The organism is Pseudomonas migulae NBRC 103157, from assembly GCF_002091715.1.
In the GTDB taxonomy this organism is placed as follows: Bacteria; Pseudomonadota; Gammaproteobacteria; order Pseudomonadales; family Pseudomonadaceae; genus Aquipseudomonas; species Aquipseudomonas migulae_A.
On record NZ_BDAG01000028.1, the window covers coordinates 1 to 16,363 of the forward strand.

10 protein-coding genes and 2 pseudogenes are annotated in these 16,363 nt (G+C 59.5%); 9 read left to right on the top strand and 3 right to left on the bottom strand.

Annotated elements, in window-relative coordinates; genetic code table 11:
* The 4 genes from PMI01S_RS19955 to PMI01S_RS19970 all read left to right on the top strand — a co-directional run.
* The coding region (locus PMI01S_RS19955; RefSeq protein WP_084321803.1) for a GntT/GntP/DsdX family permease at positions 1-1,270 on the top strand (1,270 nt) is incomplete at its 5' end.
* Between the two features lie 15 nt (positions 1,271-1,285).
* Positions 1,286-2,146, top strand: coding sequence for a MurR/RpiR family transcriptional regulator (locus PMI01S_RS19960; RefSeq protein ID WP_084321804.1), 861 nt, complete (start codon positions 1,286-1,288; stop codon positions 2,144-2,146).
* Position 2,147: 1 nt separating this feature from the next.
* The gene (locus PMI01S_RS19965) at positions 2,148-3,605 is read left to right on the top strand and encodes an N-acyl-D-amino-acid deacylase family protein (RefSeq protein WP_084321805.1); all 1,458 of its coding nucleotides are present in this window, start codon (positions 2,148-2,150) and stop codon (positions 3,603-3,605) included.
* Between the two features lie 115 nt (positions 3,606-3,720).
* Positions 3,721-4,089 carry a glyoxalase superfamily protein gene (locus PMI01S_RS19970; protein ID WP_084321806.1) on the top strand — a complete coding sequence of 123 codons (369 nt, stop codon included), beginning with the start codon at positions 3,721-3,723 and terminating at the stop codon, positions 4,087-4,089.
* A 165-nt stretch (positions 4,090-4,254) separates the two neighbouring features.
* Here PMI01S_RS19970 and PMI01S_RS32625 read toward each other — a convergent pair whose 3' ends face one another.
* Positions 4,255-5,118 carry a methyl-accepting chemotaxis protein gene (locus PMI01S_RS32625; RefSeq protein WP_414879634.1) on the bottom strand — a complete coding sequence of 288 codons (864 nt, stop codon included), beginning with the start codon at positions 5,116-5,118 and terminating at the stop codon, positions 4,255-4,257.
* A pseudogene (locus PMI01S_RS32630) lies at positions 5,113-6,174 on the bottom strand (methyl-accepting chemotaxis protein); the annotation flags it as partial. The gene PMI01S_RS32625 and the pseudogene PMI01S_RS32630, both read right to left, overlap by 6 nt.
* A gap of 256 nt (positions 6,175-6,430) precedes the next feature.
* On the opposite strand from PMI01S_RS32630, the gene pmrG reads away from it, so the two are divergent.
* Together pmrG and PMI01S_RS19985 are read left to right on the top strand one after the other, a co-directional pair.
* Positions 6,431-7,102 carry a lipopolysaccharide core heptose(II)-phosphate phosphatase PmrG gene (pmrG, locus tag PMI01S_RS19980; protein ID WP_084321808.1) on the top strand — a complete coding sequence of 224 codons (672 nt, stop codon included), beginning with the start codon at positions 6,431-6,433 and terminating at the stop codon, positions 7,100-7,102.
* 2 nt (positions 7,103-7,104) lie between these two features.
* On the top strand, positions 7,105-7,926 hold the full coding sequence (locus PMI01S_RS19985) for a phosphatase PAP2 family protein (RefSeq protein WP_084321809.1): 822 nt from the start codon (positions 7,105-7,107) through the stop codon (positions 7,924-7,926).
* Positions 7,927-8,276: 350 nt separating this feature from the next.
* Here the strand turns inward: PMI01S_RS19985 and PMI01S_RS19990 are convergent.
* A pseudogene (locus PMI01S_RS19990) lies at positions 8,277-8,623 on the bottom strand (isochorismatase family protein); the annotation flags it as partial.
* 343 nt (positions 8,624-8,966) lie between these two features.
* Here PMI01S_RS19990 and PMI01S_RS19995 point away from each other — a divergent pair.
* The 3 genes from PMI01S_RS19995 (at position 8,967) to PMI01S_RS20005 (ending at position 16,363) form a co-directional block, all read left to right on the top strand.
* Positions 8,967-9,899 (top strand): NAD-dependent epimerase/dehydratase family protein, encoded by a 933-nt coding sequence (locus PMI01S_RS19995; RefSeq protein WP_084321810.1) that lies wholly within the window; start codon positions 8,967-8,969, stop codon positions 9,897-9,899.
* A gap of 61 nt (positions 9,900-9,960) precedes the next feature.
* Positions 9,961-12,771 (top strand): bifunctional glycoside hydrolase/polysaccharide deacetylase family protein, encoded by a 2,811-nt coding sequence (locus PMI01S_RS20000; protein WP_084321811.1) that lies wholly within the window; start codon positions 9,961-9,963, stop codon positions 12,769-12,771.
* The gene (locus tag PMI01S_RS20005; protein ID WP_084321812.1) at positions 12,749-16,363 is read left to right on the top strand and encodes a tetratricopeptide repeat protein; all 3,615 of its coding nucleotides are present in this window, start codon (positions 12,749-12,751) and stop codon (positions 16,361-16,363) included. Before PMI01S_RS20000 ends, PMI01S_RS20005 begins: the two co-directional genes overlap by 23 nt.

The window sequence follows — 16,363 nt, forward strand, 5'->3', positions numbered from 1 at the left end:
CCGACTCAATCCGTTCATCGTGATCACCCTGGTCTCCGTTGGCCTGGCACTGCTGGCCGGCATGCCGCCGTCCGGGGTGGTCGGTGCGTACGAGGCCGGTGTCGGTAAAACCCTGGGGCACATCGCGCTGGTGGTGGCGCTGGGCACGATGCTCGGCAAGATGATGGCCGAGTCCGGCGGCGCCGAGCAGGTGGCGCGGACCCTGATCGACCGTTTCGGCGAGAAGAACGCGCACTGGGCGATGGTCTGCATCGCCTTCCTGGTCGGGTTGCCGTTGTTCTTCGAGGTCGGTTTTGTGTTGCTGGTGCCGATCGCCTTTACCGTGGCGCGGCGCGTCGGCGTGTCGATCCTGATGGTCGGTTTGCCAATGGTCGCCGGGCTCTCGGTGGTGCATGCGCTGGTGCCGCCGCACCCGGCGGCGATGCTGGCGGTGCAGGTCTATCAGGCGTCGGTGGGGCAGACGTTGATGTACGCGATTTTGATCGGCATTCCGACGGCGATCATCGCCGGGCCGCTGTACGCCAAGTTCATCGTGCCGCGCATTCAGTTGCCGGCGGAAAACCCGCTGGAACGGCAGTTCCTCGAGCGTGAACCGCGCGACAGCCTGCCGGGTTTCGGCATCACCATGGCGACCATTCTGTTGCCGGTGGTGCTGATGCTGATCGGCGGGTGGGCCAACCTGATTTCCACGCCGGGCAGCGGTTTCAATCAGTTTCTGTTGTTCATCGGCAACTCGGTGATCGCGCTGTTGCTGGCGACCTTGCTGAGTTTCTGGACCCTCGGTATCGCCCAGGGTTTCAACCGCGAATCGATCCTCAAGTTCACCAACGAATGCCTGGCACCCACCGCCAGCATCACCTTGCTGGTGGGGGCCGGCGGCGGGTTGAACCGGATTCTGGTGGATGCCGGGGTCACTGACCAGATCGTCAGCCTGGCCCACGAATTTCACCTGTCGCCGCTGCTCATGGGCTGGTTGTTCGCCGCGCTGATGCGCATCGCCACCGGGTCGGCGACCGTGGCCATGACCACGGCGTCGGGCATCGTGGCGCCGGTGGCCATTGGTCTGGGCTATCCGCATCCGGAGTTGCTGGTGCTGGCGACCGGCGCCGGGTCGGTGATCTTTTCCCACGTCAACGACGGCGGCTTCTGGTTGATCAAGGAATACTTCAACATGAGCGTCGCCCAGACCTTCAAGACCTGGACCGTGCTGGAGACCATCATTTCGGTGGTCGCCTTCGCGTTGACCGTGGGTCTTTCTTACCTGATTTAACCGGAGCCACCTGCCATGGACATCCTCTATCAGATCCGCGCCCGTCAGGATTCCTTCAGCGCCGGCGAAGGACGCATCGCTCGGCTGATGCTCGACGACGTAGGATTTGCCTCTGCCGCCAGCCTCGACGAGCTGGCGCTGAGAGCGGAAGTCAGCACCGCCACGCTGTCGCGCTTCGCCCGCACCGTGGGTTGCCGCGATTTGCGCGACTTGCGTCTGCAACTGGCTCAGGCCAGCGGCGTCGGCAGCCGCTTTCTCGACCCGGCGGGCACACCCGATCAGTCGGCGTTCTACGGGCAGATCGTCGGTGATATCGAGTCCACTTTGCGCCAGCATCTGTCGGCATTCGACGAGTCGCGTTTCGCTGATGCAGTGAAACTGCTGGGCAAGGCGCGGATGATTCATGCGTTCGGCATGGGCGGTTGCTCGACCTTGTGCAGCGATGAACTGCAGGTGCGGCTGGTGCGATTCGGCTACCCGATTTCGGCGTGCCACGACCCGGTGATGATGCGCGTCACCGCTGCCAGCCTCGGCCCCGAACACGCGGTGATTGTTTGCTCGCTGACCGGCATCACCCCTGAGTTACTCGAAGCCATCGAGCTGGCGCGCAGCTACGGTGCACGCATTCTCGCCATCACCCGGGCCGACTCCCCGCTGGCGCAATTGGCCGATGTGTTGCTGCCGCTGCAAGGCGTCGAAACCTCGTTCATCTACAAACCCACAGCGGCGCGCTACGGCATGCTGCTGGCCATCGACGTGCTTGCCACCGAGCTGGCGCTGGCCAATCCTGAAGATAATCAAGAACGTCTGCGGCGGATCAAGCTCGCCCTGGACGATTACCGCGGCGGCGACGATCACTTGCCGCTGGGAGACTGACATGATGTACGACACGCTGATTCGCAACGCCCTGATTATCGATGGCAGCAACACCCCCGGTTACCCCGCCGACGTGGCGATTCTGAACGGTCGCATCGAGCGCATCGGCGACTTGCACGACGCCAGCGCTACCGAAGAAATCGACGCCGCTGGTCGCGTACTGGCGCCGGGTTTCATCGATGTGCACACCCACGACGACACGGTGGTGATCCGCCAGCCGCAGATGCTGCCCAAGCTCAGCCAGGGCGTGACCACTGTCATTGTGGGCAACTGCGGGATTAGCGCTTCGCCAGTGAGTCTCAAAGGTGATCCGCCAGACCCGATGAACCTGCTTGGCACCTCGGCGGCCTTTGTTTATCCGACATTCAGCGACTATCGCGCGGCGGTCGAAGCAGCGAACACCACGCTGAATGTCGCCGCACTGGTGGGGCATACCGCGTTGCGCAGCAATCACCTCGACGACCTGTTCCGCACGGCCACGCCGGATGAAATCAGCGCGATGCGCGAGCAACTGCGCGAAAGCCTTGAAGCGGGCGCGTTGGGTTTATCCACAGGCCTGGCGTACGCCAGTGCCTACTCGGCGTCCACCGATGAAGTGATGCAACTGACCGAAGAACTGACGGCATTCGGTGCGGTGTACACCACCCATTTGCGCAGCGAATTCGAGCCGGTGCTGGAAGCCATGGACGAGGCTTTCCAGATTGGTCGCCACGCGAAATCACCGGTGATCATTTCCCACCTCAAATGTGCCGGCGCGGGTAACTGGGGACGCAGTCCGCAACTGTTGGCATCGCTCGAAGAGGCGGCGAAAACCCACCCGGTGGGCTGCGATTGTTATCCCTACGCGGCGAGTTCTTCGACCCTGGACCTCAAGCAAGTCACCGATGCTCACCGCATCACTATTACCTGGTCGACGCCGCACCCGGAACTGGGCGGTCGCGACCTGATGGACATCGCTGCCGAATGGGGCGTGCCGCTGCTTGATGCCGCTCGTCGACTGCAACCGGCCGGCGCGGTGTACTACGGAATGGATGAGAACGACGTAAGAAGCATCCTCGCGCATCCGTTGTCGATGGTCGGCTCTGACGGACTGCCGGAAGACCCGTTTCCGCATCCGCGCCTGTGGGGCGCATTCCCACGGGTGCTCGGACATTTCAGTCGCGATGTCGGGCTGTTTCCGTTGCACACGGCGGTGCACAAAATGACCGGGTTGTCCGCGGGGCGATTCGGCTTGAAGGAACGGGGCGAAATCCGTGAAGGGCATTGGGCGGATCTGGTGTTGTTTGATCCTGCGACCATTCGCGATGTCGCGGATTTCAATGATCCGCAACGCGCGGCGGAAGGCATCGACGGTGTGTGGGTCAACGGTGTGTTGAGTTACAGCGAAGGCCAGGCGAACGGCAGAAGGGAAGGTCGGTTTCTGGCGCGGGAAGGGGATTTGCGCGCGGGTTTTCATTGATCTTTTGAACTGTTTCACATGGTGGCACATTGCAATTAAAGAAAGCCGTCGCCAAGCCGAAGCGCTGACACTAGCCCAACTACACTCTGGGCCTTTCCAGTCTGGGAGCAACTCCATGAGCTTCGGTAAAACCACCCCGATCCTGCGGATTTTCGACGAAAATAAAGCCGTGGAGTTCTACGTCGACTTCCTCGGTTTCAAGATCGACTGGCAGCACCGTTTCGAGCCGGATTTTCCGCTGTACCTGCAAGTCTCCCGGGGTGAATGCGTGCTGCATTTGTCGGAGCATCACGGTGACAGCACACCCGGTTCGGCGTTGCGCATCGAGACGGATGAGCTGGAGGCGTTTCAGCAGCAATTGCTGGCCAAGGAATACACGTTTTCGCACCCGCAGATTCAGGCAATGCCATGGGGCAGCCAGGACATGACGATTGCCGACCCGTTCGGGAATCGGTTGGTGTTTACCAATGCGATTAGTGTTTGAGACTGGGTTAACACCGAATCACTCGGTTGTTGGTTAGATAGCCTTCGCGAGCAAGCCCGCTCCCACATTGGATCGGCGTCGACCACTTAACCGTGGAACGACGCAGAACAATGTGGGAGCAGGCTTGCTCGCGAATGGACCTTTCACTCACCGCAAAAGTGAATGTCAGACGCGGAAGTGGCTGACCATCATCTGCAACTGATTACCCAACCGTGCGAGTTCAACACTGGATTTAGCGGTTTCATCGCTGGCGGCGGCGGTCTGTTCGGACACGTCGCGTACGTTGATGATGCTGCGGCTGATCTCTTCGGCCACGGCGCTTTGCTGTTCGGCGGCGGCAGCGATCTGCTGGTTCATCGACTGGATGTTGGACACCGTGCGGGTGATGTTTTCCAGTGACACACCGGCCTTGCGGGTCAGGGCGACGCTGCTGTCGGTGAGGGCGCGGCTGTTGTTCATCACCGTCGACACTTGTTGCGTGCCGTTTTGCAGACCGGCCACCAGGCCTTCGATTTCCTCCGTGGATTTTTGCGTGCGCTGGGCCAGGCCACGGACTTCGTCCGCCACCACGGCAAAACCTCGACCGGCTTCACCGGCGCGGGCCGCTTCGATCGCTGCGTTGAGCGCCAGCAGGTTGGTCTGTTCGGCCACGGCCTTGATCACGTCCATGACGCTGCCGATCTTGTCGCTTTCCTGTTGCAGCACGCTCATGGCTTCGGTGGACCGCGCCACCTCGCTGGCCAGGCGTTCGATCTGGGCGATGGCTTCGTTGACCACTTTGTCGCCTTCGCGGGCTTCGCCGTCAGCGGCGGCCGCGGCTTGCGAAGCTTCTTCGGCGTTGCGCGCGACTTCCTGAACGGTGGCGGTCATCTCGTGCATGGCGGTCGCCACCTGATCGGTCTCGATCTTCTGGCTGTTCACGCCGGCGCTGGTTTGCCCGGTCACGGCCGACAGTTCTTCGGCAGCGCTGGCGATCTGGGTCACGCCGTCGCGGATGCCGCTGATCAAGTCGCGCAGAGTCACGCCCATGCGCGCGATGCCTTGCTGCAACACACCGAGTTCGTCGCGGCGAGTCACCTTGACGTCCTGGGACAGGTCGCCGCTGGCGATACGTTCAACCACGGCCAACGTGTCGCGCAGCGGGCCGGTGATCTGACGGGTGATGATCACGGCGGCAATGACGCCCACCAGCAACGCCAGCAAGGTGCTGATCAGTTGCAGGGTGCGCGCTTGTGCGCTTTCGGCGTCACGGCGGTCGAGCTGGATCTGATACAGCTGCTCGCTGAGGGTTACGATGGCGGCGCCCTCATCAGTCATTTCCTTGCGTGCCTGCACCGCATCGCTGCTCGCGGTTTTATAGGCCTGCAAAGCACTGCGGTAATTGCTCAACGCCGTTTCCAGCTGACGCAGGGCGTCCAGCTGCGTGTCGGCGAAATACACATTCAGCTGTTTCAGGCTGGCGATGGCTGCGCCCAGTTGGCCGACGGCTTTCTGCTCGGTCTCGGCGTTGGTGGTCGCGGTGTAGCCACGCACTTCGTAGCGTGCCAGCAGGAACGCTTCCTTGGCGGCCGTGATGGCCTGGAACTGTTCGAAGCGCTGGTCGCTCAGTGGCATTTGCTGCACGTGGGTGCTGATGGCGTTGATCAGCGTGTTGGCAGTTTCCGCGTTGGCACCCATGGTGTCGCGGGCGCTGTTACCGGTGCGGTAGGCGCTGCGCATTTTGTTCAGGGACGTTTTGTAGGCCTCGATGACAGTGCCTTGCTCATTGAGCAGCTTGAGGTTTTCCGGACTCTTGAATTTCACCAGCAGTGCTTGTTGCTGGGCAGAGAATGCGTCAAGGGTGGTCTGCACGTTCTGTGCGGCGGTTTCGTCGCCGTTGGTCAGCATGTATTGCAGGCGAACCACGCGCAGTTTGGTCAGGCCGGCATTGAGCTGGGTGATGTCGCTCATCCAGTTGCTGCGGTCAATCAGGCCGCCCAGGCTTGTCCAGCCAGTCAGGGCGAGGACGCAGGTCAGTGCCAGGACCAGGCCAAACCCCAGGCCCAGTTTCATGTTCACACTGATGTTGCCGAACCAGCTATTCATCAAATTCCTCCAGGAACGTTGCGCTTTAGGTCGTCGGTTGGCTGGAAGATTGTTGTTTTTGGTAGCCAAGGATATGTAGCAGGTCTGTATCGGCAGCAATCACGAGAGCTGAAAGGATTTTGTCGGAGCGATGTGTAACAAGGTTTTGGAGGGCGGTTTAAGCTTTTTTTCACATCGGTTTCACCCCTCGCCAACGCCAGGCTCTCTACCCTCGCGGCATCGAATCAAGTGATGCATGCCGGTGAGGCGGCCTGATGTGGAACTGAGACTGAGTCTGTTCGGGGTAACGCGCTCGATTGATCTGAGCCGTTTTGCCCGCTATCGAAATACTGCGGTGGTGCTGGCCTCCGTGCTGCTGGTGGTTCCGCTGACGGTCTGGCTGTTGCGGCCTGCCGCTGTGCCAGACCTGGCCCACGGCAATGTGGCCGGCGCCCAGGCGTTACTGACCGGTTGGGCCAAGGGCGACCTGATTGTGCTGGTGCGTCATGTCGAGCGCTGCGATCACTCCAAGGCCGCGTGCCTGACTGGCAATGACGGCATTACCGATCGCGCCCGCAGCGTTGCGGTGAGTGTCGGTGCGCAGTTCGAACAGTTGGGGCTGGACAAGGCAGACATCTACAACAGCCCGATGATTCGTACTGCACAGACCGCCAGCTATATGTTCAACAAGGTTGCTGCCAATGAAGACTGGTTGATCAGCTGCAAGGGCACGATGCTGCGCGATGCCCTGGCGCACAAAGTGGCGGGTCGCAATCTGATTCTGGTGACTCACAGCGAATGCATGGCGCAGATTGAGAAAGACCTCAAGTTACCGGCGGCCACCCTAGGCTACGGCGCCTCTTTGTTTATCTCCGCCGCAACACCACAGGTACCGAAAATGCTCGGGTTCATCGAAGCTTCCGACTGGCGCTCGGTGAGCAGCCTGTGAGTATGTCTATGCGCTTTTACTGCCTTAACTTCGGTATTCCGCTGGCCTGCGCAGCCGCGGTTTTCCTGTTGTTCGACATGACAAAAATCGACATCGCGTTCAGCAATCTGTTTTTTGATCCGGTGACCCAGACCTTTCCGCTCGATCAGGTTCACTTCTTTGAAAAGCTCACCCACAAGTGGGCGCGCATCATTCCAAACTGGACCGCTGAAATTGCCTTGATCGGCGCGATGCTGTCGTTTGTCTGGCCGCTGATCAACACGCAAAAGTATCCGCGTCTGAGTCGTTTCCTGGAGCAGAGCAAGGCTGCCCCGGTGCTGCGATTTGCCCACGACCATCGTCGGGATTTTCTGTTTGTGGTGTTCGCGTTTGCCATTTGCACCGGCGTGATTCATTTCCTCAAGTCGCACACCAGCGTGTATTGCCCGATTGAAACGACCCTCTACGGCGGGAAAATTGCCCACATGGAGTGGTACAGCAACTTCCAGCTGTTCAGGGAAGCCGGCGATGGCCGCTGCTGGCCGGGCGGGCACGCTTCGGGCGGGTTCACCATGCTTGCGCTGTACTTTGTTGCTCGCCGTTATCGCTGGCGCTATTCGAAAGCGCTGATGTACGGCTCGCTGCTGCTCGGTTTCGTCTACGGCACGACACGGGTTTTGCAAGGCTGGCACTACATGTCCCATACCTTCTGGGCCGGGATCTTCGTGTGGCTCGCGTGTTTGCTGACCGCGTTGGCGTTTTACGGGCGAGCGCGCCTGGAGCTGCCGGTGCTGCAAAAGCACGAATCGCCGGTGGTTTTAATTCAGTCGACCAGCCTTTCCTGAAGGCAAAAAAAAGCCCGCGGGAGGGCGGGCAAACCGTAGTTTCTTGAATGAGCGAGGGCAATGTACCGGTTGGCGAGGTGCAGGGTGGTGAAGAAAAATTCATGTGGCGCAAAGGCCTTCCACGCTTTTAGCGCTGCGAACGATTATTGGCTTTTTATCCACTCAACAGTAGGTCATACAAAGTGAAACCTTCTGTAGAGTCGTTGGATATGCATTCCCATTCAAAAAAAGCGCTGACCACAACCGAGAGCGCTCAGGACATTGGCGTCAAGATGTAACGTGGAGATGAACAGCATCCGACGCTAAATCCTGTGCGACTCCCCCGACATCACCGTATGCCTGAAATGATGCTACCTAAGCATTACACCCATTGCCCCCGACCGGTCCTGCGATGACCTTGCCGTCAGGTCTGTGATCAACGTCGGTTGCAGCCCTGCGTCGAACGACGCAAACCCCGCCGCCAGGCAGCAAGTCTCGGTCTGAAGACCGCACACCAGCACGCGTTCCACTTGCAAACCGGATAGATAGTCTATGGTTCTGGCGATGGCGCGTAGCCGTGTTTGATGAAAATGCGATCAGCCTGGATCAGGCTTTCATCGTCTGACGCGGGGTGCCAGCCGAGCTGTTTCTGGAAAGATGTCCTGGGCTCGGCTTGGCGTTCCACGGTCGCGACGCTCGGCAGGGTGCCGACAGGAGCAGTGTCGCATGAGTCGTTGTATGTTGACGTGTATTTATTAAATGTCGTCAATTAAATGGCGATTTTTCATGAGTGTTCACCGAGCGACGAGAGATGAGACAAACTATTGACAGTATCCTCTCGATCTCACATTATCGGCGCCGCGTTAGTGGCCTAGCGCCATAAAATCGACGTTGGTACAACAAGCCCCATCCATGATGTTGAACCTTCGAGATTCGGGCGATGTCGCAGTCTCTAGAGTGATGGGCTAAATGCCATCATCCTCGATCAATGATCTACTGAGCTACCGTTTTTGCGGGCGTTACATATGACGTGTCCGTTTGAATCTTCAGGAAGAAACTTCATGCTTGATGGGCGAATACTGGTTACCGGCGGTGCAGGGTTTATTGGGTCACACCTTGTGGAAGCTTTGCTTGGCAAAGGCTACAAGGTTCGCGTATTGGATAATTTGTCGACCGGAAAGGTCGGCAATCTGCCGGTAGGTAATGCCAATCTGAACCTCGTTGTCGGCGATGTGGCGGACGGTGTTGCTGTAGAACAGGCCATGCGTGATTGCACCGCAGTCGTGCATCTGGCGGCGGTGGCCTCGGTACAAGCGTCGGTAGATGATCCGGTCGGCACCCATCAAAGCAACTTCGTCGGCACGCTCAACGTGTGCGAGCACATGTTGAAGTCCGGGATCAAACGCGTGGTATTCGCTTCCAGCGCGGCCATCTATGGCAACAATGGCGAAGGCTCGGCGATTGACGAGGACACCCCCAAGTCCCCGCTCACGCCTTATGCCAGCGACAAACTGGCCAGCGAGTATTACCTGGACTTCTATCGCCGTGAACATGGCCTGGAGCCAGTGATCCTGAGGTTCTTCAATATCTTCGGCCCGCGCCAGGATCCTTCGTCGCCGTACTCCGGCGTGATCAGCATTTTCACCGAGCGGGCCATGGCGCAGCAGCCAGTGGCGATTTTCGGCGATGGCGAACAGACCCGTGATTTCGTTTACGTTGAAGACCTGGTGAGCATTCTCGTGCAAGCAGTGGAAGCGAGCGAGCCGAGCCCCGGCGCGGTGAATGTCGGGCTGGGTCGTTCCACCAGCCTCAACGACCTGATCACCGAGTTGGGGAGCGCCACCAGCAATCCTTTGACGGTGAATTATCAGGCTCCGCGTCAAGGCGACATACGCCATTCGCGCGCCAATAACGCTCGCTTGCTGGAGCGTTTCAAGCTCCCGGCACCGACCTCGATCGGCAACGGTTTAGCGCAGCTTTTACGTAGCTTGTAACCCGCCCGCTCCTCATGTCCGACGTTGAGTAGTATCGGTTCAGTCATTTCAAGAGTGAATTATGGAAATCGTTTTTCGCAGGACGCGTGCCCGCGCGATTGCCAAGCGGCTGCTGGCGGCACTGGCACTTTTCGTGAGCGGACCAGCCGTCCAGGCTTCAGCATTGCCGTCACCTTCCAGCGTGGTTTTTTGGTACGCCGACCAGCCCCCATTGCCCGAGCTGGCTCAGTTCGATTGGGCTGTGGTCGAGCCGGGGCATATGACGGCGAGCGATGTCAAAACCTTGCGCAAGCTGGGCAGCCATCCGTTCGCTTATGTGTCGGTGGGCGAGTTCGATGGCAACAAGGCGGCCATCGACAAGGCGGGGTTGCGTGATGCGGTCAGCCCGGTGCGAAACGACTCCTGGAACAGTCAGGTCATGGACCTCTCCACGCCGGCTTGGCGCGAGTATTTGCTCGGCCGCGCCAAGGCGTTGCAGGCAGAAGGTTATGACGGTCTGTTTCTCGACACCCTCGACAGTTTTCAATTGTTGCCGCAAGCCTCACGGGAAGCGCAACGGGTCGCCCTCGCCAGTCTGCTGCGCGAACTGCACAAGCGTCAGCCGACGCTGAAACTGTTTTTCAATCGCGGATTTGAAGTGTTGCCCGAGCTTGAGGGTGTCGCGGCAGCGGTAGCCTTTGAATCCATGTATGCCGGCTGGGATGCTGCCGCCAAGCGTTATCGTCCGGTGCCGGAGGCCGATCGCCAGTGGCTGCTGGGCGAGTTGCAGCCGTTGCGTGCCAAAGGCATCCCGCTGGTGGCGATCGATTACTTGCCACCTGAGCGTCGTGACGAAGCGCGCAAGCTGGCCAAGCGTCTGCGTGAAGAAGGTTTCATCCCCTTCATCAGTACGCCTGAACTGGACTCGATGGGTATCAGCAACATCGAAGTCCAGCCGCGTCGAATCGCGCTGGTTTATGACCCGCGCGAAGGTGACTTGATCCGCAACGCCGGGCACACACTACTCGGCGGTTTGCTTGAGTACCTCGGTTACCGGGTCGACTACCTGGCCGCCGATGCGCTGCCGGACCATCGTTTCAGTGGCATGTACGCCGGCATCATCACCTGGATGACCAGCGGCCCGCCGCAGGACAGCCCGGCATTCAACCGTTGGCTCGGCAAACGTCTGGACGAGAAAGTGCCGCTGGTGTTTTTCGCCGGTCTGCCCATTGAGGACAAGGTCGTGCTCAAGCGTCTGGGCTTGAATCGCGCGGCGCCCCCGGGCACTCAAGCGTTGACTGTCACCTATCAGGACAAGTCGCTGCTCGGAGCGTTCGAAGCACCGGTGCAACCCCGATCCCGTGACCTGACCGCTGTTTCAGTGCTGCCCAACGGTCCGAAAGCGGCGTTGCTGCTGACCGGTGAAGGTGGTCAGACATTCACCCCGGTGGCAGTGGCCGAGTGGGGCGGTCTGGCCCTTGCGCCCTATATCCTCGAAGTGAACAACGAGCGCAGTCGCTGGATTCTCGATCCGTTCGCGTTCCTGCAAGCCAGCCTGCGTTTGCCGGTACAACCGCGTCCGGATACCACCACGGAAAATGGTCGCCGTATCGCTACCGTGCACATCGATGGCGACGGTTTCCCGTCCCGCGCCGAAGTTCGCGGAACGCCCTACGCCGGCAAACAGGTGCTCGACGACTTCATCAAACCCAATCCATTCCTGACCTCGGTGTCGATCATCGAAGGTGAAATTTCACCGCGGGGGATGTTCCCGTTCCTGGCTCGCGAACTGGAGCCGATTGCGCGTGAGCTGTTTGCCAACCCGAAAGTCGAGGTCGCGACACACACCTTCAGCCATCCGTTTTTCATGCAGCCGGAATTGGCCAGCAAACGCGAGAATTTCAACCCGGAATACGGCTTGAAAATGGCGATACCGGGGTACGACAAAATCGATTTTCGTCGCGAAATATTTGGCTCGCGCGACTACATCAATCAGCAGCTCACCACCCCTGAAAAACCGGTGAAGTTGGTTTTTTGGCCGGGCGATGCGTTGCCGTCGGCGGCGACCATCAAACTGGCCTATGACGCGGGTCTGAAAAACGTCAACGGCTCCGAGACCAAGCTGACCAAGTCCAACCCGTCGCTGACCGGTTTGAATCCACTGTTGCGTCCCACCGAAGGTGGTTTGCAGTACTACGCGCCGATCATCAACGAGAACCTCTACACCAATCTGTGGAAGGGTCCGTATTACGGTTTTCGCGATGTGATCGACACCTTTGAACTGACCGACGGCCCAAGGCGGCTGCGCGGTCTGCACCTGTATTACCACTTCTATTCGAGCACCAAGCAGGCCTCGATCAAGACGATGAACGAGATCTACGGGTACCTGCGCGAGCAGCACCCGATGTCGCTGTGGATGAGTGATTACCTCGATCGTTTGCACGGTCTGTATCAGGCCAGTCTGGCGCAAACGGCCGACGGTGCCTGGCAGGTTCGAGGGATGGACGGGTTGCGTACCTTGCGCCTGGATCCGCAAATGGGCTGGCCGGATCTGCTGCGCTCGCAAGGCATTGCCGGTGTCCGGGATTTGCCGCAGGGGCGCTATGTAGCGTTGAGCAGCGACCACGCGCTGCTGGTCTTGCGTCCTGATCGTGACGACAGACCTTCGCTGGAGGAGGCCAATCTGCCGTTGGTGGACTGGCGTTATCTGGATGACCGTCGGGTGAGCTTTGCGTTCGCCGGACAAGTCGATCTGACCTTCTCGGTGCGTTCGGCAAGCGCCTGTCGGGTTGAAGTGGATGGACAACGTTTCGCGGGCAAGGCATCGGCCGGTCTGTGGACTTTTCAATTACCAATGATGCAGGTGAGTAATGGTCAGCTCCTCTGCGACTAAAACCAAAAGCAGTCGATTGCTCAATCCTTGGGCATTGGCGGTGGTGGCGACCGCCGTCGGTGGTCTGCTGTGGGCGACCTTCCAGCAAGAAGAAGTGTTCCAGCCTGATGGCCGTGAGCCGGATGCCGTCTCGGCCAACTACGCCGAACTGCTGTTGACCGCTCACCCGGATGACGATCACTTGCGTCTGCAATTGGTCGATCTGTTGATCCGCCTCGGCGACTACGCCAAAGCGCGTCAGCACCTGGAAAACTGGCCTGCACCGATACCCGATGTGCAGGCCTATTATCGGCTTGAGCTGGATGCACTGGAGGCTGCGCAGGGTCATGATCCTGCCGTGCAAAAAGCGTTGGTGGAGCGGTTGAAAGGTTTCGATCACCGCCAGTTGCCGGTGCCGCAATTGCAGAACCTGGCCAAACTGGCGCTGGCTCTGCAAGCCCCGGCTTTTGCTGCCAGCGTCTATGACGAAATCGCCAGTCGTGATCCCGGGCAGCGTACCGAGTCCCTTAAATCCGCTGCCCAGTGGTATCTGGCGGGCGAACAACCGGGGCGTGCCGCAGAAATTTACCTTGAGTTGAAAAAGGACAGCCAGCAACCCGCCGAGCGTCTGGAGTACTCGCGACTGGCGTTCAACAGTTTGTTGGCCTCAGGGCAAGGTGATCAGGCGGTGCAAGTGCTCGCCGATGAGCTTGACCAGCTCAAGGATCCGCAGGCTGATGCGGCCTGGCTGGAACAGGGGGTTGATGTCGCCGTTGCCAGCAAACGTTTTGATCTGGCGCAGCAGTTCCTTCAGCGGTGGCGCGTTTTGCAGCCGGATAACCCGAAAATTCTCGAGAAGGATTTCGCTATGCTCCTGGCCCTTGGTGATTTGCCGGGTGCCTGGGAGAGCGGTCAGCAACTGCTGCTGGAACATCCTGATGATCCGTCGTTGCTGGAGCAGATGGCCCACCTTGGCGAATGGCGCGGCGAGAGTGAGGCCGCTCTGGATTACTGGATTCGTTTGCTGAAACTGCGCGAAGACCCGCAAACCCGTGAGCACGCCTGGCGTCTGGCGAGCCAGCAGTTCGACTTTGATCGATCGATCCCGTTGCTGGGCGACATCATGAACCAGCGCGCGTTGACCGACGTTGAACTCGATGCGCTGATCTACGGCCATGAGTCGCGAGGCACTCCGAGTCAGGCCGAAGCCTGGCTGCACGCTTACTTGCGCAAATACCCGAAGCACCGCCTGGCGTGGACGCGATTGCTGCAAAACCTGGAAAATACCGGGCAGTATGCGGTCAAGGCCAAGGTCTATAAGGACTATTCGAAACGCTTTGCGCTGACCACCACCGAGCGCGTCGATTGGGTCGACACCTACCTCAAGCTGTTTGATAACCAGGCCGCGTGGCAGGTGTTGCAGGTCGATAACCGCACGATCACTGATCAGAATTACTGGCGTTCCCGAGCCGCTCTGGCCTGGGACCTGGAACTCGACGAGGAGCTGCGCATTTCCCTGGAGAAAATGCTGGCACTCAAAGGGTCGCTCAACAGCGGCGACGAGAGTCAGTTGATAACGCTATATCGCACCAGCGATCCGCAGCGTGCCTTGGCATTGATGGTCGACAGCTGGAAGCGTACGAAGGACCCGCAGCGTCTGGTCGAGGCCTTGCAGCAAGCCCAGGAATTGCAGGATTGGCCGCAAGTGGTTGCGCTGCTCAAGGACGCCGAGCAATACCCCGAGGCTTATGAGCAAGCTCAGGTTCTGGCGGTTCGCGGAGCCTTGGCGGTGCAGCAGGGGCAAGTCGATGAAGCGCAGCGTTTGTACTTGTTGGGCTTGTCGCGCTACCCCGGCGACAATCTGTTTCGCGAACGCTTGATGTGGCTTTACATCGATCAGGGCAATACCGCTGCGCTCAAACCATTACTGACTCAGTGGAAGACACAGGCTCGCGAAGACCGGATCTTGTGGCTGCCGTTCGCCAGTGCCAGTCAGATGCTCGGCCGAGACAGCGAAGCGTTGGCCTGGTACCGCATGTACCTCAAAAGCAGTCCGAATGACTGGCTGGTGCAGGCTGCCTATGCCGATGCGCTCGACACCGCGGGGTATCAGGACGCCGCCCAGCGTCTGCGTTTGAAGTTATTGCGCAGCCCTGAGGGTGAAGACATCCAACCGACGTCCCAGCGTTACGCGATCTGGTTGCGTCTGATGTCCAGCAGCTATTCGCCAGGCAAGGCGCAGCAAGAAGTGCTGAAGTGGAAAGACGGTTCGCCAGCGATGCTGCAACTGTGGTTCGAGCGATTGCTGGCGCGTCTTGACGCGACAAACCAGGAATCGCAGAAAGACCAATGGCTGGAATGGGCGCGTGGCCAGGGCTTGAAAGTCGACCGCTATGAGCAGATTCAGCAGGCGCTGCGAAGCCGCAACAAGGCACAGGTCGAAACACTGTTGGCCAGTAGCGATCTGAACCCGGCGCAGCGGGCCCAGGCCCTCAGTCGACTTGGGCGCGTCAACGAAGCGCTTGATACCAACCTGTCAGCGCTCGGTGACGAGCAACCCGAGGCCGTGCGCGACCAACTGCGACGTCAGGCCGTGGAAATTCACGAAAGCACGCCGCAAGGTGCGCTGCTGTCGTGGCAGGACCAGGATTTTGGCGGTATTGCGTTCAACGCTCCGCGCCTGCAAATTGCCCACAACCTGGGTGACAAGTGGTACGCCGATCTTGAGCTGGAGCAGGGCACTTACGACGGCGACGACGTACATTCATCGAAAATCGGTGAGGAGCGTAACGCGGCCCTGACCCTGATTCGTCCGGTGGACAACGGCAGTTACAAGCTGTTCGCCGACACCAGTCAGCGCAAGGACGACGACCGCAATGGACTGGGCCTTTCCCGGACCTGGCAGTTGGGCGTCAGTGATGAACTCGAAACCGGTCTGGATTGGCACCGTAAAAGTGAAGACAGTGGCTTGATGCGCGCTTTCGGTCAGCAGGACCGTGTCTGGGTTGGAGGTCGTCATGGCCTGACCGCTCGTGATCAGTTGAGCTGGGAAGTCGCCCGCAGGTCATTCTCCACGCGTGCCGGCGACTCGCTGGGTAACGGCGAGGCACTTAAGCTGGAACTCAATCACACGCTGGAATTCGCCGGTCCCAACTGGACCGTGCGCAGCGGAGTCGACTACCAGCACAACAATGTGAATGACCGCAGGCTGGATTATCTGTCGAGTCGCAACGACGGCCCGGTGATCGTGCCCGATCAGACGCGAGATCCTGAAACCAACGAACTCGACCCCACCGATACGGAAACCGTCATGGGCAGCGACTTGCTGCAAAGTCGCTACGGCCAGCTCTATGTCGGTACGTCCTGGCGTCGCGGCATACCCGGCGCACTGGTTCGCACCAAGCCGCAATACACCTGGCTGGTGGATGTGACGGCAGGCTGGCAATGGCTGGATCAAACTTTTAACTACGGCATCAATACCGGGATCGGTTTTGAAGTGCTGGGTGATGACGAACTGGCCCTGACCTTCGGCTACCAATCCGCGCCACAAGGCGGGGATGGTCAGTCCGGCGGAACACTGGGTGTGAGCTACGGCGTGCGGTTTGGACGCTGA